We start from the raw sequence: 19,281 nt of genomic DNA, 5'->3' as shown, positions 1-19,281 counted from the left end.
CATGTTCGCCACGGGCCGACTGGCCAACAGACTGTCCCGACCGGGCATCGCGTTCCGCGCCCTTCCGGTCACCTCCCGCATCGCGATCGGCGTGCTGCTCGTCGTCATCCTCGGCGCCGTCCTCGCCCCGCTGGTCACCCAGGACCCGCTGACCACCGGGACCCCGGTGCAAGCGCCCAGCGGCGCCCACTGGTTCGGAACCGACCGGGCCGGCCGCGACGTCTTCGCCCGGGTCGTGCACGGCTCCCGCTACTCACTGATCATCGGACTCGGTGCGACCGCCGTCGCCCTGGCCGTCGGCGCCGTCCTCGGTTCGCTCGCCGCGACCTCCCGCAGGCTCGGCGACGAGTCCGTCATGCGCACCCTCGACGTCGTGATGTCGTTCCCGCCGATCGCACTGGCCGCCGTCCTCGTGGCGGTCTTCGGCAGCAGCATTCCGGTGATCATCTTCACCATCGCGTTCGTCTACACCCCGTCGCTGGCCCGCGTGGTCCGCGCCAATGTGCTGTCCCAGTACGGCGAGGACTACGTCGCCGCCGAGAAGGTCATCGGTGCCCGCCGCGGCTACATCGTGCTCCGCCATGTCGCCGTCAACTGCATGGCCCCCGTCATGGTGTTCGCCACCGTCATGGTCGCCGAGGCGATCATCTTCGAGGCGAGCCTCTCCTTCATCGGCGCCGGAGTGCAGGACCCCGACCCCAGTTGGGGCAGCGTCCTCGCCTACGGCCGGCAGATTCTCCTGGCCGGCGGCTGGTGGGCCACCTTCTTCCCCGGCCTCGCGCTGCTGATCACCGTCCTCGCGCTCAACATCCTCTCCGAGGGGCTCACCGACGCCTCCGCCGCGCCGAAGAGCGCCCGCGCCGCCACCGACCCCACCACGGCCACGGCCCCCGACCCCGTCGAGGCCGCGTCCACCGTGGACATCGACGCCGCCCTCACCAAGCTCGCGAACCGCGTCAACGCCACCGAGCCGACCATCACTGCGGTGCGTGTGGACGCCGCCGAACTCCTCGTCGTACGCGACCTAGCGATCCGCTTCCCCGACCGCTACGGCGCCGTCCCCGTCGTCGACCGACTCGACTTCACCGTCCACGAGGGGGAGACCCTCGGCCTGGTCGGTGAGTCCGGCTGCGGCAAGTCCATCACCAGCCTCGCCGTGATGGGGCTCCTCGCCCGCAACGCCGAGGTCAGCGGCGAGATCCTGTTCCGCGGCCGGGACCTGCTGAAACTGCCGCCGAAGGAACGCCGCGCCCTGATGGGCCCCGAGATCGCGATGGTCTACCAGGACGCGCTCTCCTCCCTCAACCCGTCCGTACTCGTCGGCACCCAGCTGAAGCAGCTCACCTCGCGCGGCGGCACGAAGACCCCCGCCGAACTCCTCGAACTGGTCGGCCTCGCCCCCGAACGCACCCTGCGCAGCTACCCGCACGAGCTCTCCGGCGGCCAGCGCCAGCGTGTCCTGATCGCCATGGCCCTGTCCCGCAGTCCGCGTCTGCTCATCGCGGACGAGCCGACCACCGCCCTCGACGTCACCGTCCAGGCCCAGGTCGTCGAACTCCTCGTCCGGCTCCGCGACGAGCTCGGCTTCGCCATGGTCCTCGTCTCGCACGACCTCGCGCTCGTCGGTGACCTCGCGCACCGCGTCGCCGTGATGTACGCGGGCCGTCTCGCCGAGATCGGTGCCACCCGCTCCGTGCTCACCGATCCCACCCACCACTACAGCCGTGGCCTCCTGGGCTCGGTCGTCTCCCTGGAAGCGGGCGCCGGCCGGCTGCACCAGATCCGTGGCATCGTCCCCGGCCCGCAGGGCTTCGGCGAGGGCTGCCGCTTCGCCTCGCGCTGCGCCGCAGCCACCGAGCTGTGCCGCACCACCACCCCCAGTCTCACGCGGCGTGGCACCACGAACGACCACGGCTTCGCCTGCCACCACCCGGCGCAGGCCGTACTGCTGGAAGGGAGCGCCTTGTGATCAGGCTCGACGGCGTCCACGTACGCCACAAGGCCCGCAGCGGCGGGGTGTTCCGCCGCGACGCGGTGCATGCCCTCACCGACGCCACCCTGGAGGTGGGGCGCGGTGAGATCGTCGGCCTGGTCGGCGAGTCCGGCTGCGGCAAGTCCACCCTCGCCCGGGTGCTGACCGGACTGCAGAAGCCCACCGAGGGCCAGGTCCACTTCCACGACAGTGACCTGTGGGAGATGTCCGCCGCCCAGCGCCGCGATGAATTCGGCTCCGCCGTCGGCGTCGTCTTCCAGGACCCGTCCACCGCCCTCAACCCGCGGCTCACGGTCCGCCAGATCCTGCGCGACCCCCTCGACGTGCACCGTCGCGGTACGCGTGAGGAGCGCGAGGCACGCGTCGAGGAGCTGCTCGACCTGGTCGGGCTGCCCGGCCACACCCTTGCCGCCCTGCCCGGACAGCTCTCCGGCGGCCAGCGTCAACGTGTCGCCATCGCCCGCGCGCTCGCCCTCGAACCGGAGCTGATCGTCGCGGACGAGCCGACCTCCGCCCTCGACGTCTCCGTCCGCGCCCAGGTCCTCAACCTCCTCGTCGACCTGCGTGAACGCCTGGGCCTCGGCATGGTGTTCATCTCGCACGACATCCAGACCGTGCGCTACCTCGCCGACCGCATCGCTGTCCTCTATCTCGGCCGCATCGTCGAGGAGGGGCGCGCGGCGGATGTAGCGGGCGCCCCCGCGCACCCGTACACCGAGGCACTGCTCTCCGCGACCCCCAGCCTGCTGGAGACCACCGAACGGATCGTGCTGACCGGCCCCGTGCCCTCGGCCACCAACCCGCCGTCCGGCTGCCCGTTCCGCACCCGCTGCTGGAAGGCGGACGACGCGTGCGCCACGGTCTTTCCCGCCATGACCCCCGGCAGCGGCGAGCACCGCTGGCACTGCGTCCATCCCCAGACCCCCGCGTCCCCCACCGGGGCACCGGCTCCCGTACCGTCCGCAAGGAGCACCGCATGACCACCCGAACCCTCCGCCGCACCGGAGTGATCCCGCCCGTCGTCACCCCGCTCACCGCGGACGGCGAGATCGACCGTCCCTCCCTGGAGCGGGTCGTCGGCCATCTGCTGGACGGTGGGGTCAGCGGACTGTTCGCCCTCGGCAGCTCGGGCGAGACGGCCTATCTGACGCCCGGGCAGCAGGACGAGGTCATCAAGGTCATCACGGCCGCGGCCGCCGGACAGGTCCCGGTCCTCGTCGGTGCGATCGAGACCACCACCAACCGCGCCATCGAGCGGGCCCGCGTCGCCGCGGCCCTCGGAGCCGAGGCGGTCGTCGTCACCGCGCCGTTCTACACCCGCACCCATGACACCGAGATCGACCGGCACTTCCGTGACGTCGCCGCCGCCCTCGACCTGCCGGTCCTCGCGTACGACGTGCCGGTCTGTGTCCACAGCAAGCTCGGTCCGGAACTCCTGCTGGAGCTCGCCGCGGACGGTGTGCTGGCCGGAGTGAAGGACTCCAGCGGTGACGACGGCTCGTTCCGCCGGCTCGCCCTCGGCGCTCGCGAACTACCCGGGTTCTCCGTGCTCACCGGCCATGAGCTGGTCGTCGACGCGATGATGCTCGCCGGCGCCGACGGCTCCGTTCCCGGGCTGGGCAATGTCGACCCGCACGGGTACGTACGTCTTCACGAGGCCGCGGTACGGGGCGACTGGGCCACCGCCAAAGCCGAACAGGACCGCCTTGTCGACCTGTTCGACATCATTCGCGCGGCCCGCCCCGGCACGGCCTCCGCCACCGCCGCCGGCCTCGGTGCGTTCAAGACGGCGCTGATGCTGCGCGGCGTCATCACCACCAATGTGATGAGCCCGCCGATGCGCAGCCTGGACGCCGCGGAGACCGCGAGGATCGCCACGTGCCTGGACCGCGCCGGGCTGACCCACCTCTGACGGGCCGTTCCTACGGAAACAGGTCCGGTAGGACAGCCGAAGCTGTCCTACCGGACCTGTCCGCGATCCAGCTGTTACGTCACTTCTGCCCGGCGCGGGCGCGACGCATCAGCACCGCGCCACCGAGCAGCAGGGCGACGCTCGCTCCGGCCGCCAGGCCGAGGTCGGCGGCCCCGGTGTGAGCCAGCTGCGAGTCGGGGGAATTCGGGGTGCGCGGCACTGTCGTATCGGTGATGGGCACGGTGGTGGTCGGGGGCACGGTGGTGGTCGGGGGAACGGTGGTGGTGGGGGGCACGGTGACGGGGGGCACCGTGATGGGGGGCACGGTGACGGGGGGCACGGTGATGGGGGGCACGGTGACGGGGGGCACCGTGATGGGGGGCACCGTGATGGGGGGCACGGTGATGGGGGGCACGGTGACGGGGGGCACCGTGATGGGGGGCACCGTGACCGGGGGCACCGTGACGGGCGGCACGGTGACGGGGGGCACCGTGGTGGGGGGAACGGTGGTGGGCGGCACTCCCGTTGACGGCCCGTCCCCGTTGGCGCACCCGTTGCCGGACGTGGGGTTCAGCGCACCGACGACATCGACGGAGTTGCCGCAGACATTGACCGGGATATCGACAGGAGCCTGGATCAGGTTCCCCGACAGCACCCCGTGGGAGTCGCTGGTTGAACCCTTGGCGCTCGCGCCCCGGGTCCCGCCGCCGTCCCGACCGCTGTCGGTGTTCTCGCACCCGTTACCGAAGGCCGAGTTCAGCAGCCCGACCACATTGACCGTGTTGCCGCAGAGGTTGACGGGAACGTGCACCGGCACCTGCACGGCATTGCCGGAGCCGACGCCCGACGAACCGGCGGCCGTCCCGTCGGCCGAGGCATCCGCGAACGCGTAGCCGCCGGCCGCGGTCAGGATTCCTGACGCCGCCGCCATGACGATCATGCTTTTACTCAAGGCTTTTCGCATTGGTTGCCCTTTCTTAGGACATCGTGCGCGGGCGGAATGCCCACATTTCTCTCACTAGGCGGTGGCAGTTACCGCCCGGGGCTGCCGCCCCGACGGTTCTCCATGTCCGTGTTCGACAAGCGGTGGTCGCGTCGCGGCGGAATCAGCGAATCTCTGCCGTACGCGTTCCGGAAGTGCGCTTGTCGACAGTCGTAACGATGGGGAATTGGTGAAGGAAACTCGAAAGTCCACGGGAATTGTGTGACCACCCGGACGGATGACGCACGTGTGTTCATCAGCCCGTTGTTCAGGCGGAACTGCGGGTTTCTTGGCGTGCTCTCGTACGGGTGTCCGTGACGTCCTGGCGTTCGGGTGAATGAAGAGAACCAAACGCCCTGCCCCGAGTTGGGCAGGGTGCTCCGACACGGGGTGTCGAGTACGCGAAGGGTGAATCGTGATCAAGAAGGTTCTGGCTACGGGTGCCGTCGCCGCCTCCAAGGTCGGCATCTCGGCCACGCTCGCTCCGCAGGCGATGGCCATCGGCAACGACACCGGCACCACGTCGGTGGGCGGCAAGGGTGCCTCGCAGTCCTTCGGCAACTCCGAGACCCGTGGTGACTGGAGCCCGCAGTTCGGCCTGGTCCAGGGCAGCCTGAACAAGCCCTGCGCCGGCCTCCCGGCCAAAGTCAACGCCGGTTCGCTCCCCGGTGTCGTCCCGGTCGCGGTCCAGGACGCCAACGTCCTGTCCTCGCCGCAGAACCAGCAGTGCGCCGAGAACTCCACCCAGGCCAAGGGTGACGAGTCCCTGTCGCACATCCTGGACAACATCCCGGTGCTCTCCGGCAACGGCGCTTCCAACAGCTGATCCAGCCGCACCGAACTGGCCCGGGCCGCCGGCGTTCCTCCCCTGCGCGGCCCGGGCCTGCTGCTGCCCGCCGCTCGCTCGGCGCATCGGAGATGCCCGATGATTTCGGCGGTGGCGCCGGACGATCGGGATATTGCGTCATTCGGGCGGACTTCCAAGAATTCTCTCCTGGAAGAGTTTCGTGCACGGTCCTGCATCGTTACGAATTACAGTGGCGGAGTTACGAGCGATCAGGACTGCGCTCGTGCGGCACGAAAGTCGTGACCGCTCCGGACTCCGTCAATGAAAGGGATGAAAGTGAAGTACACCAAGGTTGCCGCCATCGCCGCCGGAACGCTGATGGCGATCGGTGCCGCTACGCCCGCCTTCGCCGACTCCGGTGCCGATGGCTCCGCTCTCAACTCCTCGGGCCTCATTTCCGGAAACGTCATCCAGGCTCCGGTTCACGTTCCGGTCAACGTCACCGGCAACGCTCTGAGCGTGATCGGTCTGCTCAACTCGGCCTTCGGCAGCGCCAGCGTCAACGGCTGACCGCTGTCGGCCGAGCTCCGTGCTCATTTCCGGTTCGCCCCGGATCGCATTTCCTGCGATCCGGGGCGTTCCTGTTTTCTGCGTTCTCCGTCCCGGAGGTACGCGGCACTGCCCGGGTGCGGCGGAACGACCGGAGACATTCCACCGGCCCGGGGCGCGGAGCGCCGGCGGCTGGAGGCTGACACCCGGACAGCTGTGCAGAACGGAGCACCTGACAGTGCACCACTGATTCCGCCCCCGGAACCCCCACAACACCCGTTCCGGTGATTAGTCATGCAATCGATCGAGTGTCCCGGCAGAAAATGGAAACCGCGCAGTTGCCCGGCCGGAACCGGATCGTTACCCAGGGCGAAAGCGGCAGAAGTCACAGGCAAAGAAGGCTTGTGCGGTGCGGGGACGCAACCGAAACAGATGCCGCCCCAGAAGGGAACCCGAAAAGTGAAGTACGCGAAGACAGCTGCGTTCGTTGCCGGTTCCGTGGTTGCTCTCGGAACGGCTGCTCCCGCCTTCGCCGTTACCACCGCCACGGCCCCCGGTTTCAGCCTCGACGGCGGCGTCAATCAGGTGCTGGAGGCGCCGCCGCAGGGTGTCAACCCGATCGTTGACACCGTCAGCGGTGCCACCGACTCGGTGCAGAAGAAGGGCTCCGTCACCAAGGTCGTCGGTCAGGCCGCCGGTGCGGCCCAGGATGCTGCGCCGCTGCTCGGTGGTGTGCCCCTCGGCGGCTGATCCGTCGTAAGGCGGAAGGTCCCCCGCCCATGGGCAGCGGCGAGTCCGCCATTCCGCAGCGCGTGACACAGGACCCGCAACACCCGTGGGGCCAGTCCGTCCACGCGGCAGCCGATTCCCGGCGGCCCGGACACACTGGCCCTTCGTCCTGCCGCCGGGCAGCTGCCCGAACCCCTCGTTGGAGGGGAGTACTGGGCCGGTTGCCGCAGTTGCGGCGGCCGTCACCCGTCGAACCGGGTACAGGCGTCCCATGGACCAGTACGACAGCCAACGCCCGTGGGGCCGGCACCGGCACACGGGGGACGACACCCCGATCTACGACCGCCTGCTCGCCGAATGGCAGGCGGCCCGGCGGGACCGGGACCGGGGCCAACCGCGTCCCGAGCCGGGTCCGCCCCGCGCGGTCGGACTCGTGCCCGCCGCGCGCATCTCCTGCGAGGACCTCGGTGAATGACCTCGAAACGTCGACTCGTTCCGGATGGAACCCATGTGAGTGGTGCTGTGGAACCGACGCTTCCGTAACCGGTTGATCAGTACGTTCCGCAACGGGACGCTCTGAAAGGTGAAGCTTGATGAAGAAGATGATGGCCGACGCAGCAGTGCCCGTGTCCCTGGTCGGTCTGTCGGCCGCCGCGGCGCCCGCGGCGATGGCGATCGGCAATGACCACCGGGCCGGCCGCGGACCCGCCACGCGCATCTCCTCGGATGGCCGGATCAAAATGTGTTGACGCCGTCGGGCGGTCCCGGGCTATCGTGTGCAGCGTTCCGGACGGCGGGCATGAACCGCCGGTGTCGGCCCCGTGCTTGGACCAGGAGGTGAGGACATTGATGACTGTCGCCGCGGTGGGCGCTGCCCACAACTCGAAGAGCATCGTTCTCACTCCCGTGGTCGCCGGCTGACCTTCTCCGTAACTTCTGCGCGCCCGTGTGCGCGTCGCCGGGGCCACCCTTTGAAGGGTTTCCCTTGTCTTTCTCCTCGCTTTCCCCGCTCTCCTCCCCCGTCGGCCCGTCCGCGTCGCATCCGCTGGCACCGTACGGCTGGGACGACGACTGGGCCGCCGAGTTCGCTCCCCACGCCGAACAGGGGCTGCTGCCCGGACGGGTGGTGCGGGTGGACCGCGGTCAGTGCGATGTCGTCACCCCCGGCGGCACCGTGCGCGCCGACACCGCGTTCGTGGTGCCGCGCGACCCGATGCGGATCGTCTGCACGGGCGACTGGGTCGCCGTCGACCCCGATGGTGATCCGCAGTTCGTACGGACGCTGCTGCCGCGGCGTACCGCCTTCGTGCGCTCGACGTCGTCGAAGCGCTCCGAGGGACAGGTGCTCGCCACCAACGTCGACCACATCGCCATCTGCGTCTCGCTCGCCGTGGAGCTCGACCTGGGGCGGATGGAACGCTTTCTGGCGCTCGCCATGTCCAGCTCCAGCGGTGACGCGCTGCTGCGGGACGGGGCGTCCGCGCAGGACGGCGCCGCCCAGCCGCTCGTGGTGCTGACCAAGGCGGACCTGGTGCCGGACGCCGCAACACTGGCATACCTCGTCCAGGACATCGAGACCGTCGCCCCCGGTGTGCAGGTACTGCCCGTCAGCTCCGCCACGGGCGAAGGGCTCGATGTGCTCGGCGCCATCGTCTCCGGCGGTACCAGTGTGCTGCTCGGGGTGTCCGGCGCGGGTAAGTCCACGCTCGCCAACGCCCTGCTCGGCGACTACGTGATGACTGTGCAGGCGGCCCGTGACGTCGACGGCAAGGGCCGGCACACCACCACGACCCGCAATCTGCTGGTCCTGCCCTCCGGGGGCGTCCTCATCGACACCCCCGGGCTGCGCGGGGTCGGTCTCTGGGACGCGGAGGCCGGTGTCGGGCAGCTGTTCTCGGACGTGGAGGACCTGGCCCAGGAGTGCCGCTTCCACGACTGCAACCACGAGTCCGAGCCCGGCTGCGCGGTACTCGCCGCCATCGAGGACGGCGCGCTGCCCGAGCGGCGCCTCGACAGCTACCGCAAGCTGCTCCGCGAGAACCAGCGCATCGTCGCCAAGACCGATGCCCGGGTACGGTCCGAGATCCGCCGCGACTGGAAGCGCAAGGGGGCCGAGGGCCGGGCGGCCATGGACGCCAAGCGGGGCCGGCTGCGGTAGCGCACGGGGGCCGGGTCAACGTCCGAAAACCGCGAGTGCGCCACTGGGGGGTGGCGCACACTGGGCGGTGTGATGGACGAACGGACGAGGTACGAGGCGGTGAGCAGCCGCGACGCGCGTTTCGACGGGGAGTTCTTCTTCGCCGTCCAGACCACCGGCATCTACTGCCGGCCGAGCTGCCCCGCCGTCACCCCCAAGCGGAAGAACGTCCGCTTCTACCCGACCGCGGCCGCCGCCCAGGGCCACGGCTTCCGGGCCTGCAGACGATGCCGCCCGGACGCCGTTCCGGGGTCCGCGGAATGGGACGTACGCGCCGATGTCGTCGGCCGCGCCATGCGGATGATCGGCGACGGCGTGGTCGACCGGGAAGGCGTTCCCGGTCTTGCCCACCGGCTCGGCTACAGCTCGCGCCAAGTGCAGCGGCAACTCAACGCCGAGCTGGGCGCCGGACCTGTCGCCCTCGCCCGTGCCCAGCGCGCGCACACCGCACGGGTGCTGCTCCAGACGACCGGGCTGCCCGTCACCGAGATCGCGTTCGCGTCGGGCTTCGCCAGCGTGCGCCAGTTCAACGACACGATCCGGCAGATCTACGCCCGTACGCCGAGCGCACTGCGGGCCGAGGCCGGCACCGGGCTGGGCGCGGCGGTACGGGAGGCGCGCACGACCGGGGTCCCGCTCCGGCTCGCCCACCGCGGGCCGTACGCCGCCCGGGAGGTCTTCGATCTGCTGGCCGGTGAGACGGTCGCCCGGATCGAGGAGATCAGCGGCGAGCCCGGCGCCCGTACCTACCGGCGCACCCTGCGGCTGCCGTACGGGACGGGCATCGTCGCCGTCGACGAGCGGTCCGCGGGAGCGTGGCTGGACGCCCGGATCCACCTCACCGATCTGCGCGACCTGACGACGGCGGTGCAGCGGCTGCGGCGCCTCTTCGACCTGGACGCCGATCCGTACGCCGTCGACGAGCGGCTCGGCGCCGACCCGCTGCTGGCACCGCGCGTCGCCGCCCGCCCGGGGCTGCGGTCGCCGGGTGCGGCGGACCCGGAGGAGTTCGCGGTACGGACGCTGGTGGGCCGGGACGCGGCGGAGCGGCTCGTGGAGACGTACGGGAAGGTTCTGGACGTGCCCTGCGGAGGGCTGACGCATGTGTTCCCTGAGCCGGGAGTGCTGGCAGGAGAGGCGGAGGCTCCGGCGCTGCGGGCGCTGGCGGCCGCGCTGGCGGACGGGGACGTACGGCTCGACGCCGGGGCGGACCGCGAGGAGGCCGAGCGTGCGCTGCTGCGGCTGCCGGGGATCGGACCGGCGGCCGCGGCGCTGATCAGGATGCGGGCGCTCGGTGACCCCGACGTGGATCCGGACGGGCGCCCCGAGGCGGAGCGGTGGCGGCCCTGGCGTTCGTACGCCGTGCGCCACCTGGAGCTCCAGGGACGGCCTTCGGATCATGCCGGATCGGCCTGACCCGAACGTCAGGCCTCTTCTTCGAGGCCCCAGCTGTGAATCCTCTTCGGGTGGATGCGGATGAGTTCCTCGCTGAAGTGGGGGCCCAGCTCGTGCGGCCCGGTGAGGAGTTCGGCCTCGCCGCGGATGTCGACGCCCCGGACCGCCCACGGCTGGACGCTCACGATGTCGTCGACGACCAGTGCAACCTTCGGATTGGCCTGGAGGTTGCGCCATTTCTTCGTCGTCCCGAGGGCGTAGCCGCCGACCAGGATCGTCCCGTCCTCCTGCGGGAAGAAGCCGACCGGATTGGCCTGTGGCTGGCCCTCCGGGTCGACAGTGGCCAGCCGTCCCAGCCGCTGTGTGGTGAGGTACGCGCGCTCGGCCTCGCTGAATTCGGTCATGAATTCAGCGTCACACGCGTACCCCGCCCTCACATCGGGCAGTGGTCCTACCCCGTCGGAGGGAGACCGGGCTCAGACCTGTCTCGCACAGGGCTCAGGCGGGCAGCCCCCAGCGCGGCGCGTCCTCGTTCGCGATCACCGGGCGGATCGTCAGGTCTGGGCGGTCGCCCGCCGCTGTGATCACGGCGGATTCGCCCGAGCGGAGCTCGATCCGCACCGTACCTTCGGCGACTTCCTCGTACCGCAGAGGGTGTCCGCTCCGGTCGCGGATCTCGATGTCGCCCTCGATGCCGTGGCGTACGACGCAGGGGGCGCCCGCCTTGCTGGTCAGCCGGACCCACCGGGTCCGGCCCTCTTCCCGTACCGCACTGAGCAGGAACGCACCCTGGGTACGGAAGTCGTGCACGGTCAGCTCCCGCCAGGCGGCAGGGACCGCCGGGAAGACCCTGATCGTGTCGCCCCAGGACTGGCAGACCATGTCGTGCAGCGACTGGGAGGCGGCCAGTGGGGTCTCGATGACCGGGCCCGACTCCTTGTACATGGTGTTGGCCTGGATGAACTGCCTCATCAGGGTGGACAGGTACGTCAGCGCGTCCTCGCCCTTCCCGAGCAGCGCGGAGATCGAGGCGGCGCCGGTGAAGGTGTAGCCCTGCAGCGCTCCGGTGAAGCCGACCCAGTGCGCGAGGGACTTCTCGATCAGAGCCCGCTCGTCGGCCGTGCGGCCCGTGACCTCGTACAGGGGGAAGACGGCGAGGAGGTGGGAGAAGTGCCGGTGCGACTTCGCGAAGGGGATGTCCGCACCGATCATGAAGCCGTTCTTGTCGACCGGGTACGGCGCGAGCCGGGTGAGCACCTCGCTCCAGCGGCCGGACAGTTCGTCGTCCAGGCCGAGGATCTTCGCCGAGTCGAGCAGGGTCGCGCAGCCCCAGCGGAGCAGCATCAGATCGTAATTGCAGTCCGGGGTGTTGCCGCCGTACTCGGGGGAGTAGGTGGCGGGCAGATGCAGCTTGCCGTCCGGGCCGGGGGTCAGGAAGTGCAGGTAGTAGTTGACCGCCTTGCGCAGGACCGGGAACAGGGTGTCGCGCAGGATCGACTCGTCCATGGAGTGGCGGTAGGAGAGCCACACGTTGTGCAGCGCCCAGGTGAGGTTTCCGACCTCGGGGGTCGGTGTGGCCTGGCCCGGGATGCCGACCGGGAACGTGGCGTTGAGGGCGACGTCACCGTTGCGCAGATTCATGTCGGTGGTGCGCGCGATGCCCGCCGAGTCCGATCGGTAGGGCGCCGACAGCTGATTGGAGAGGCTGTCCCGGAATTCGCTCAAGGCCCTGGTGACAGCGTCCATTTCGAGGTGGTTGGAGCCGTGCAGCAGCCAGTACTCGAGCTGGACGTTGAGGTTCCACCAGGTGGCGGGCCAGGGGGTGGGCTCCAGCCACGGGCCGCTGGTGGCCATGACCGGGGCGTCCTTCCGGGCGGCCGCGGCGAACTTGTACAGCTGGATCCAGTAGAAGCGCTGCAGCTTGGCGTCGGGCAGTGAGAGGAAGCTCTTGCGGTAGTAGTGGAGCCACCAGGCACGGTGGGGCGCGGCGTGAATGTCGTACGGGAGGCAGCTCGCTGTCCGCGCGGTCCGCACGGCCCGGTCGCGAGCGGTGGTGCCGGGAAAGGAGTGGGCGACGCTGACGTACAGGGTCCGCTGGTCTCCCCGCGTCTGCTCCTGCCACGCGGTGACGTGCTGGCCGCCCGCGAGCAGCGGCTGCACGGCGGCGGAGACCCCGTCGATGTCCTCGACGGTGGCGGGTGCGTTGGGTCCGTAACCCGCGGGCTGCGGCATGAACGCGGTGCGCGGGCTGACCGCCTGCGCGGGGTGGAAGACCCAGCGGAAGTCCCGCTCGCCCTCGCTCGGGGTGATCTCGACGGCCATCAGCGAGAAGGAGGTGTGGACGAGCGCGCGCAGGGTCAGCGCGCCCCGGTCGGTGGTGAGCGTGCCGGTCAGCTCGGCCTCACGCAGGCTGAGTCTCCAGTCGATGCCGGTGATGGTGCCGACGGGCTCCAGCGTGAAGTAGCCGATCGGGAGTCGGGCGAGTCCGAAGAGCGAACCGAACTCCGGACGGTGGTCCTGGACCTCAGAGTGCTGGACGTTGAACCGGACGGCGTTCTTGCCGGGTTCCGCGTAGATCCCGGAGCCGAGGAAACCGTTGCCCAGATACGGGCCCTCGTACCAGGTTTTCGGCATCCGCTGCCAGACGAGGTCGGCGTCGTCGAGGACGGTGCGCCAGCTATCGGCGGGGGAGTGGACGACGGGTGCGGCGGTGGGCGCGGGGCCCGCAGGGGCGGCCTGGGCGGGGACGGCCGCGCCGCCCACCATCAGCGAGCCGCCGAGCGCGGTACCGGTGGCGAGAACAGTTCTTCGGGAGGGGGACGGCGACGAGGTGACGGTCCCAGGCGTGCGGGAAGGATCCGGTGCAGTGGGCAAGGCGTCTCCTGGCGACTCGTACACAGGCGCATCAATTCATCCGAGCTATTCCTTCATGGAAGGTAAGCATGGGGCGCCTGGGCGTCAATAGTCCGGGAGAGATCCGATGTGTTTCCGTCTGTCTGGACGGAATCCAGGCTGGTGGTCACGGGAAAGAGGGCGGGCGGTCAGCCCCGGAGCGCCGCTCCCAGCCACGCCCCCGTCACCAGCAGACACGCGAACAGCTCGACGAGTACGGAGTAGCCGGTGGCCCGCATCACCGAACGGAGCGAGGTCCGCGCCGCTCCGCCGCTGCCGAGCCGCAGGCGTTCCGCGCCGTAGATCGCCCCGATGTATCCCAGGATTCCGCCCACCACGGGCACCACGAAAAAGCCCACGATCCCGGCGATCCCGCCCAGCATCAGCGTCCTGCGCGGCGCCCCGGCCTCGTGCGGGCGGCGCGGCCGCAGCAGCGGTTTCAGTGCTTGGTTCAGCAACAGGAGTGCGGTGGCGCCGATCAGTACGCCCCAGGCGGCCGGGCTCCTGTCGGTGAGCGCCCACCACAGCACGGCGGCCCAGACGATCGCCTGGCCGGGCACCCCGGGCACCAGCACGCCGACCAGGCCGAGCAGCATGACCAGGCCAACGGCGCTGAGCTGCCACACACCCATCTCACCAGCCTGCCGGAGTCCGGCAGGTTCCGCCCGTCAGCAAGGCTCGGGGCGGACGCCGTCGACGCAGCCCAGAGGGGTGATGAGGCGGTCCCGAAGCCGTGGCGGACCCGTCTCGCTCAGGCCCGCGGCGTGCGGGCCACCCAGCCCCGTTCGTACGCGTGCCAGCCCAGCTGCAGCCGTGTCGACACGCCGGTCAGCTCCATCAGGCCCTTCACCCGCCGCTGTACGGTCCGCAGTCCCAGCTCCAGCTGTTTCGCCACGCTCGCGTCCGTCAGGCCGGCCAGCAGCAGCGACAGAATCTCCAGATCGGTCGGATCGGGGCCCACGGAGTCCTCGTGAGCCCAGCCGCTCTCGCCCAGCCGCAACGGCATGGCCTCGCGCCACACCGCCTCGAAGAGCCCCATCAGCGACTCCAGCAGCCCGGAGGCATGGACGACCAACACCGCGGGCTCGGCGTCCCGGCCGGTCAGCGGGACCATCGCCAGCGAGGCGTCGGCGACGACCAGCTTGGTCGGCACCCGGTCGACGACCCGGCACTGCTCGTCCCGGCTCAGGGCCGCCGACAGCTCAAGGATTCCGGACGGCAGGGCGAGCACCTCCCGCTCGACCACAACCCGGAAGGACACCCCACGGGCCGCCGCCTGCTCCTCGGACTCGTTGTCCATGCCGCTGACGGCGATCGGCTTCCCGGTGACGAGGGCGCACACCTCGCTGGTCGCACCCAGCTGCAACTGGTGGAAGCGGTGCGCCACGGCGCTCGCGCCCGTGACCACCTCGACCAGATCGTGCACGGCCGGCTCGGCCGCATCCGACCGGTACTCCTCGGCGAGCAGCGCCGCCGCCAGTTCCGCCTGTTCCAGTTCGTGGCGCTGCTGGGTCAGCAGCGCGCCCAGGGCGACCCCCGGCGGCGCCGCCACCCACCGCCCGGTGCGGGCGGACGACTGGGCGGCGAGGCCCTGTTGCTCCAGTCGGCGAAGCGCCCGCTCGGTCTCCGACTCGGGAAGTCCCAGCCGGTGTGCGAGGTCGGAGACCTCCGCTGCGCCCACCGCGACGAGCGCGCGATAGGCGGACTCCTGTCTCCCGTCGAGACCTATGGCTCCCAGCACCCTTGGCCCCCTCCCGGATGCGTCAATTCCGCATCGTTCCGCTCTCTTCGGCCGGCCGGTCGTGGCGGAAAGCGGCCACGGCATAAACCCGCCGTGCACATCATCCCTGCATCGCCCCTCGCCATGCCAATGTGGCGCCCACCGCAGCACCAACAGCCTCCGGAATCAGCCAGCTTGTGCTGTCCTGATCCGGATTCATCTGGGGAGAGCGATGCGCCCGATATCGCGTACGGCACTGGGAGCGGCGACCGCCGCGGTCCTGGCCGTCACCGTGGTCGCACCGTCCGTGGCAGCGCCACCGACGGAGTCCACTTCGAAGAGACCGCTGACCGGGAGCGCGGCAGCCGGTGCCGACGCTGCCGCGAAGGGCGGCAAGCCGGTCACCGTCACCCTTGTCACCGGCGACAAGGTCCTGGTGAGCACGGACCGTTCGGGGGCCCCGTCGGCCACCGCACTGCCCCGCGAGGACGGCACCGTAGCCCTCGTACAGACCCGGCAGTCCGGCAAGGACCTGTACGTCTACCCGGACACCGCGACCGAGGCGCTCGCCGCGGGCAAGGTCGATGAGGAACTCTTCAACGTCACCGGACTGATCCGCCAGGGCTACGACGACGCGCACACGGACAGCGTGCCGCTCATCGCGGTGTACGACCGGCCGGTCGCCCGCACCGCACCGGTCACGCCGCGCGGCGCCGAACGCGGGCTCGTCCTCGACCCGATCGACGGCGTCGCGCTCAAGGCCGACAAGAAGGAGGCCGCCGCCTTCTGGGCGGACATCACCGCGCCGCGCTCCCGCTCCGCCGCCGGGCTGAAGAAGTTCTGGCTCGACCGCAAGGTCGAGGCCACCCTGGAGAGATCGACCAAGCAGATCGGTGCGGACCTGGCCTGGGCCGCCGGCTACGACGGCAAGGGCACCAAGGTCGCCGTCCTCGACACCGGAGCGGACGCCGAGCACCCCGATCTCAAGGGTCGTATCGTGGCGTCGAAGAACTTCACCGACTCCGCCACCGTCGGCGACCGTCAGGGCCATGGCACCCACACCATCTCCACGGTCGGCGGCTCCGGTGCGGCAAGCGACGGCAAGAAGAAGGGCGTCGCCCCGGGTGCCGAGCTCCTCAACGGCAAGGTGCTCAACGACTACGGTTCGGGCGCCACTTCCTGGATCATCGCGGGCATGCAGTGGGCGGTCGACAACAAGGCCGACGTCGTGTCCATGAGTCTCGGGTACTCCGCGATCGGCGACTGTTCCGACCCGGCGAGCATGGCCGCCGAAGAACTCGCCAAGAACAGCGGCGCCCTGTTCGTCATCGCGGCCGGCAACTTGGGCTCGGCGTCGAACACCGTCTCCGCGCCCGGCTGCGCCCCCAGCGTTCTCACGGTCGGCGCCGTCGACCGGGACGACTCCACGGCCTGGTTCTCCAGCCGCGGTCCGGTGGCCGTCACCCACACCCTCAAGCCGGAGATCACGGCTCCCGGCGTCGCGATCTCCGCGGCGGCCGCGGGCGGGCGCGGCGTGTACGCCTACCAGTCCATGTCCGGTACGTCGATGGCCACCCCGCATGTCGCGGGCGCCGCCGCCATCGTCAAGCAGCGTCACCCCGACTGGACCGCCCAGCAGATCAAGGCGGCCCTGGTCGCCTCGGCCCGTACCGGCATTCCCGGCGACGTACGCGAGACCGGCGGCGGCCGGCTCGACGTCAACGCGGCCATCGGACAGCAGGTGCTCAGTGAGCCCGCCGTCCAGGGCGGCACCTACAACTGGCCGCAGGACAGTGCCGACAAGACCACCATCGGGGTTCCGTACACCAACACCGGCACAGCCGACATCGAGCTGTCGCTCTCCGTCGAGCACGTCACCGGCAACGACGGCTCCACGGTGCGCAGCCCCGTCGCCGGTCTCGGCAAGAAGACCGTCACGGTTCCGGCCGGCGAGACGGTCAAGGTCCCGCTGACCCTCGACCCGTCCAAGCACCTGGAGGCCGGCCAGTACGGTGACATCACCGGCCGGGTCGTCGCCGAAGGCCCCGGCGGCGTCCATGTCTCCACGCCCTTCTCCCTGTACGTCCAGCCGGAGACGGTCAACCTGCGGGTCAAGGTGATCGACCGCCTGGGCAAGCCCGCGAACGGCAGCTCCTCGCTCGACATCATCGGCACCGACGACGCACGCGGCGAGCGCCGCTACAACGCGGGAGCCGCCGAGCAGCTCTACCAGCTGCGCCCCGGCAGCTACTTCCTGTCGAGCTTCGTCACCACTCCGGACGCGGACGGTCCGATCCTCAACTCCGCGACCTACCTGGGCCGGCCCCAGATGGAGATCACGAAGGACACCACGGTCGTGCTGGACGCCCGTGAGGCGCACCGGCTCAAGGTGGAAACCGACCGGCCGGCCGAGGTCAGGAGCGCCACGCTCTCCTTCGCCCGTTCCTGGGACGACATCTGGCAGCACGCGGGCAGCCTCAGCGCCGGCCGCCAGGTTCGCGGCTTCTACGCGTCGGTCGAAGGCCGCGCCCATGAAGGCGACTTCGAGTTCGGCAGCTACTGGCGCCAGTACGCCCCGCTGATCGACCGGCTCGCGGTCGAGGGCGGCCCGCAGCTGCACCCGGTCACCGCGAGTGCCGGCTCGGTGAACCTCGACGGCACGGGCAGCGCCGGGCTGGTCGACGCGGGCACCGGTACGGCGGCGGAGCTCGCCGCCGCCGAGGTCTCGGGTCGGATCGCACTGATCAAGACCCCGGCCAACGACTCCTACGTGCTGAAGCAGGCGCAGGCCGCCAAGGCCGCCGGGGCCGTCGCCGTCATTGCCTACCGCGATGCTCCGGGCCGCTGGTACCCCTCGGCCGGATCTTTCGCCACCCCACCGCTGCCCCTCCTCGGCGTCCCCGCCGAGGAGGGCAAGGAGCTGGCTGCTCGCATCGCAGCGGGACCTGTGACCCTGCACTGGAAGGCCACCGCCAAGAGCCCCTACGTCTACAACCTCGCCTTCCCCGAGGACGGTCCGGTCGCCGGCGACCGTACCTACCGGGTCCGCGACAGCCGGCTCGGTGTCACCGAGGCGACGTACCACTCCATGGGCGCGCCCGGCGACTACCTCGATGTTGTCGTCGCCAACCGGCCGAACGGCGGCGGGGGCATCTCCCTCTCCGGCTTCTTCAACGAACTGCCCGTGCCCGGCAAGCGCACCGAGCTCTACTCCGCGGGGGACACCTCCTTCTCCCAGGGCGTCTCCAGCAGCTTCCCCTATGGCGAGTTCATGATCGGCCGGCCGCACACCTACGAGGAGGGCAGCAAGCGCACCGAGAACTGGTACGGCGGAGTCCTCGCCCCCGCAGCCCCGCTGGACGACGAGGGCAAGCCGCAGCTAGTCGCCGAACGCCAGGGCAATCTGATCGGCGTCGCCACCGCCTTCTGGGGTGACACCGAACACCACGGCGTCCAGGGCTCGTTCGGCGACATCGGCAACGTGAAGCTGCGCATCGACGGTGAGGATGCGGGCCACAGCCCCTACCCGTGGGGAGTCTTCGAGGTCCCGGACGCCGAGGCTTCGTACGAACTGACGCTGAACACCGAGAAGTTCGGCATCCCGTCAAGGAACTGGAAGCGCTCCACGACGACCGCGACGACGTGGAAGTTCCGCTCGAAGTTCGACGAGAGCGTCTACTCCCAGGGCCTGCCCGTCATGTTCCCCCGGTACGACCTGCCGGAGGAGGACGGGCTCAAGACCCTCCCGGCGGCGGACGGCCAGACCATCGGCCTGAGCGTCGGCGGCCACGCCGGTTACACGCCCGGCAAGCTGACCGCGGCAAAGGTCTCGTACTCGTACGACGGTGGCACGACCTGGACCCAGGCCACCACCGCACAGCAGGACGGTCGTTGGACCGCGACCGTGAACCACGCGGGTGCGGCCGGCAAGCCCGTCACGCTGAAGACGGAACTGACGGACGCCAACGGAAACTCCGTCGTCCAGACCGTCGTCGACGCATACGCGGTGCGCTGACCTCGGCCACACCATGACCGGTCCGCCGGGCGTCCTTCCCGTGGGGGGTGAGGGCGCCCGGCGGACCTCTTTTTCCTGATGACCCGTTTTCGTACGGCCCGTGCGGTGGA

General features: G+C 70.3%; 15 protein-coding genes and 1 pseudogene. 11 read left to right on the top strand and 5 right to left on the bottom strand.

What is annotated here, in order from left to right; translation table 11 throughout:
• The first annotated feature begins 1 nt into the window (after nucleotide 1).
• The 3 genes from OH809_RS09225 to OH809_RS09215 are packed head-to-tail and all read left to right on the top strand — an operon-like array spanning nucleotide 2 to nucleotide 3,905.
• The gene (locus OH809_RS09225) at nucleotides 2-1,969 is read left to right on the top strand and encodes a dipeptide/oligopeptide/nickel ABC transporter permease/ATP-binding protein (protein ID WP_406422877.1); all 1,968 of its coding nucleotides are present in this window, start codon (nucleotides 2-4) and stop codon (nucleotides 1,967-1,969) included.
• Nucleotides 1,966-2,973 carry an oligopeptide/dipeptide ABC transporter ATP-binding protein gene (locus OH809_RS09220; RefSeq protein WP_406422878.1) on the top strand — a complete coding sequence of 336 codons (1,008 nt, stop codon included), beginning with the start codon at nucleotides 1,966-1,968 and terminating at the stop codon, nucleotides 2,971-2,973. Before OH809_RS09225 ends, OH809_RS09220 begins: the two co-directional genes overlap by 4 nt.
• On the top strand, nucleotides 2,970-3,905 hold the full coding sequence (locus tag OH809_RS09215; protein ID WP_406422879.1) for a dihydrodipicolinate synthase family protein: 936 nt from the start codon (nucleotides 2,970-2,972) through the stop codon (nucleotides 3,903-3,905). The genes OH809_RS09220 and OH809_RS09215 overlap by 4 nt, the downstream gene beginning before the upstream one ends.
• Before the next feature lie 79 nt (nucleotides 3,906-3,984).
• On the opposite strand, the gene OH809_RS09210 is transcribed toward OH809_RS09215, so the two are convergent.
• Nucleotides 3,985-4,845 carry a chaplin gene (locus OH809_RS09210; RefSeq protein WP_406422880.1) on the bottom strand — a complete coding sequence of 287 codons (861 nt, stop codon included), beginning with the start codon at nucleotides 4,843-4,845 and terminating at the stop codon, nucleotides 3,985-3,987.
• A gap of 457 nt (nucleotides 4,846-5,302) precedes the next feature.
• Here OH809_RS09210 and OH809_RS09205 point away from each other — a divergent pair, with 457 nt between their 5' ends.
• From OH809_RS09205 to OH809_RS09175, 7 genes and pseudogenes are all read left to right on the top strand, one after another.
• Nucleotides 5,303-5,713, top strand: coding sequence for a rodlin (locus OH809_RS09205; RefSeq protein WP_406422881.1), 411 nt, complete (start codon nucleotides 5,303-5,305; stop codon nucleotides 5,711-5,713).
• 297 nt (nucleotides 5,714-6,010) lie between these two features.
• Nucleotides 6,011-6,244, top strand: a complete 234-nt coding sequence (locus tag OH809_RS09200) for a chaplin (RefSeq protein WP_406425278.1) — start codon at nucleotides 6,011-6,013, stop codon at nucleotides 6,242-6,244.
• A gap of 438 nt (nucleotides 6,245-6,682) precedes the next feature.
• A complete protein-coding gene (locus OH809_RS09195) occupies nucleotides 6,683-6,973 on the top strand; it encodes a hypothetical protein (RefSeq protein WP_406422882.1) in 291 nt (96 codons plus the stop codon).
• A gap of 250 nt (nucleotides 6,974-7,223) precedes the next feature.
• Nucleotides 7,224-7,427, top strand: a complete 204-nt coding sequence (locus OH809_RS09190) for a hypothetical protein (protein ID WP_406422883.1) — start codon at nucleotides 7,224-7,226, stop codon at nucleotides 7,425-7,427.
• 118 nt (nucleotides 7,428-7,545) lie between these two features.
• Nucleotides 7,546-7,641 (top strand): annotated as a pseudogene (locus tag OH809_RS09185) (RdlA protein); the annotation flags it as partial.
• A gap of 296 nt (nucleotides 7,642-7,937) precedes the next feature.
• Nucleotides 7,938-9,110 (top strand): ribosome small subunit-dependent GTPase A, encoded by a 1,173-nt coding sequence (gene rsgA / locus OH809_RS09180; protein WP_406422884.1) that lies wholly within the window; start codon nucleotides 7,938-7,940, stop codon nucleotides 9,108-9,110.
• 72 nt (nucleotides 9,111-9,182) lie between these two features.
• Nucleotides 9,183-10,565 (top strand): DNA-3-methyladenine glycosylase 2 family protein, encoded by a 1,383-nt coding sequence (locus OH809_RS09175; RefSeq protein WP_406425280.1) that lies wholly within the window; start codon nucleotides 9,183-9,185, stop codon nucleotides 10,563-10,565.
• An 8-nt stretch (nucleotides 10,566-10,573) separates the two neighbouring features.
• Here the strand turns inward: OH809_RS09175 and OH809_RS09170 are convergent, their stop codons facing one another.
• The 4 genes from OH809_RS09170 to OH809_RS09155 all read right to left on the bottom strand — a co-directional run bounded on the left by OH809_RS09170 (nucleotide 10,574) and on the right by OH809_RS09155 (nucleotide 15,177).
• Nucleotides 10,574-10,948 carry a PPOX class F420-dependent oxidoreductase gene (locus OH809_RS09170; RefSeq protein WP_406422885.1) on the bottom strand — a complete coding sequence of 125 codons (375 nt, stop codon included), beginning with the start codon at nucleotides 10,946-10,948 and terminating at the stop codon, nucleotides 10,574-10,576.
• Nucleotides 10,949-11,042: 94 nt separating this feature from the next.
• A complete protein-coding gene (locus tag OH809_RS09165; protein WP_406425282.1) occupies nucleotides 11,043-13,310 on the bottom strand; it encodes a glycosyl hydrolase family 95 catalytic domain-containing protein in 2,268 nt (755 codons plus the stop codon).
• A 275-nt stretch (nucleotides 13,311-13,585) separates the two neighbouring features.
• Nucleotides 13,586-14,068, bottom strand: coding sequence for a DUF456 domain-containing protein (locus OH809_RS09160; protein WP_406422886.1), 483 nt, complete (start codon nucleotides 14,066-14,068; stop codon nucleotides 13,586-13,588).
• Between the two features lie 119 nt (nucleotides 14,069-14,187).
• Nucleotides 14,188-15,177, bottom strand: coding sequence for a helix-turn-helix domain-containing protein (locus tag OH809_RS09155; RefSeq protein WP_406422887.1), 990 nt, complete (start codon nucleotides 15,175-15,177; stop codon nucleotides 14,188-14,190).
• A 211-nt stretch (nucleotides 15,178-15,388) separates the two neighbouring features.
• Here OH809_RS09155 and OH809_RS09150 point away from each other — a divergent pair, with 211 nt between their 5' ends.
• Complete coding sequence (locus OH809_RS09150) at nucleotides 15,389-19,171, top strand: S8 family peptidase (protein ID WP_406422888.1); 3,783 nt, start codon at nucleotides 15,389-15,391, stop codon at nucleotides 19,169-19,171.
• Nucleotides 19,172-19,281: the final 110 nt, after the last annotated feature.

The organism is Streptomyces sp. NBC_00873, from assembly GCF_045207415.1.
GTDB lineage: Bacteria > Actinomycetota > Actinomycetes > Streptomycetales > Streptomycetaceae > Streptomyces.
Note: the sequence above shows the minus strand (reverse complement) of the source record. Positions and strands in the feature narration are given on the sequence as shown.

Excerpts from the sequence above, each read along its gene's own strand:
- OH809_RS09225 (WP_406422877.1), top strand. The coding sequence starts at position 2 with ATGTTCGCCACGGGCCGACTGGCCAACAGACTGTCCCGACCGGGCATC.
- OH809_RS09215 (WP_406422879.1), top strand. The coding sequence starts at position 2,970 with ATGACCACCCGAACCCTCCGCCGCACCGGAGTGATCCCGCCCGTCGTC.
- OH809_RS09210 (WP_406422880.1), bottom strand. The coding sequence starts at position 4,845 with ATGATCGTCATGGCGGCGGCGTCAGGAATCCTGACCGCGGCCGGCGGC.
- OH809_RS09190 (WP_406422883.1), top strand. The coding sequence starts at position 7,224 with ATGGACCAGTACGACAGCCAACGCCCGTGGGGCCGGCACCGGCACACG.
- OH809_RS09175 (WP_406425280.1), top strand. The coding sequence starts at position 9,183 with ATGGACGAACGGACGAGGTACGAGGCGGTGAGCAGCCGCGACGCGCGT.
- OH809_RS09170 (WP_406422885.1), bottom strand. The coding sequence starts at position 10,948 with ATGACCGAATTCAGCGAGGCCGAGCGCGCGTACCTCACCACACAGCGG.
- OH809_RS09165 (WP_406425282.1), bottom strand. The coding sequence starts at position 13,310 with ATGGTGGGCGGCGCGGCCGTCCCCGCCCAGGCCGCCCCTGCGGGCCCC.
- OH809_RS09160 (WP_406422886.1), bottom strand. The coding sequence starts at position 14,068 with ATGGGTGTGTGGCAGCTCAGCGCCGTTGGCCTGGTCATGCTGCTCGGC.
- OH809_RS09150 (WP_406422888.1), top strand. The coding sequence starts at position 15,389 with ATGCGCCCGATATCGCGTACGGCACTGGGAGCGGCGACCGCCGCGGTC.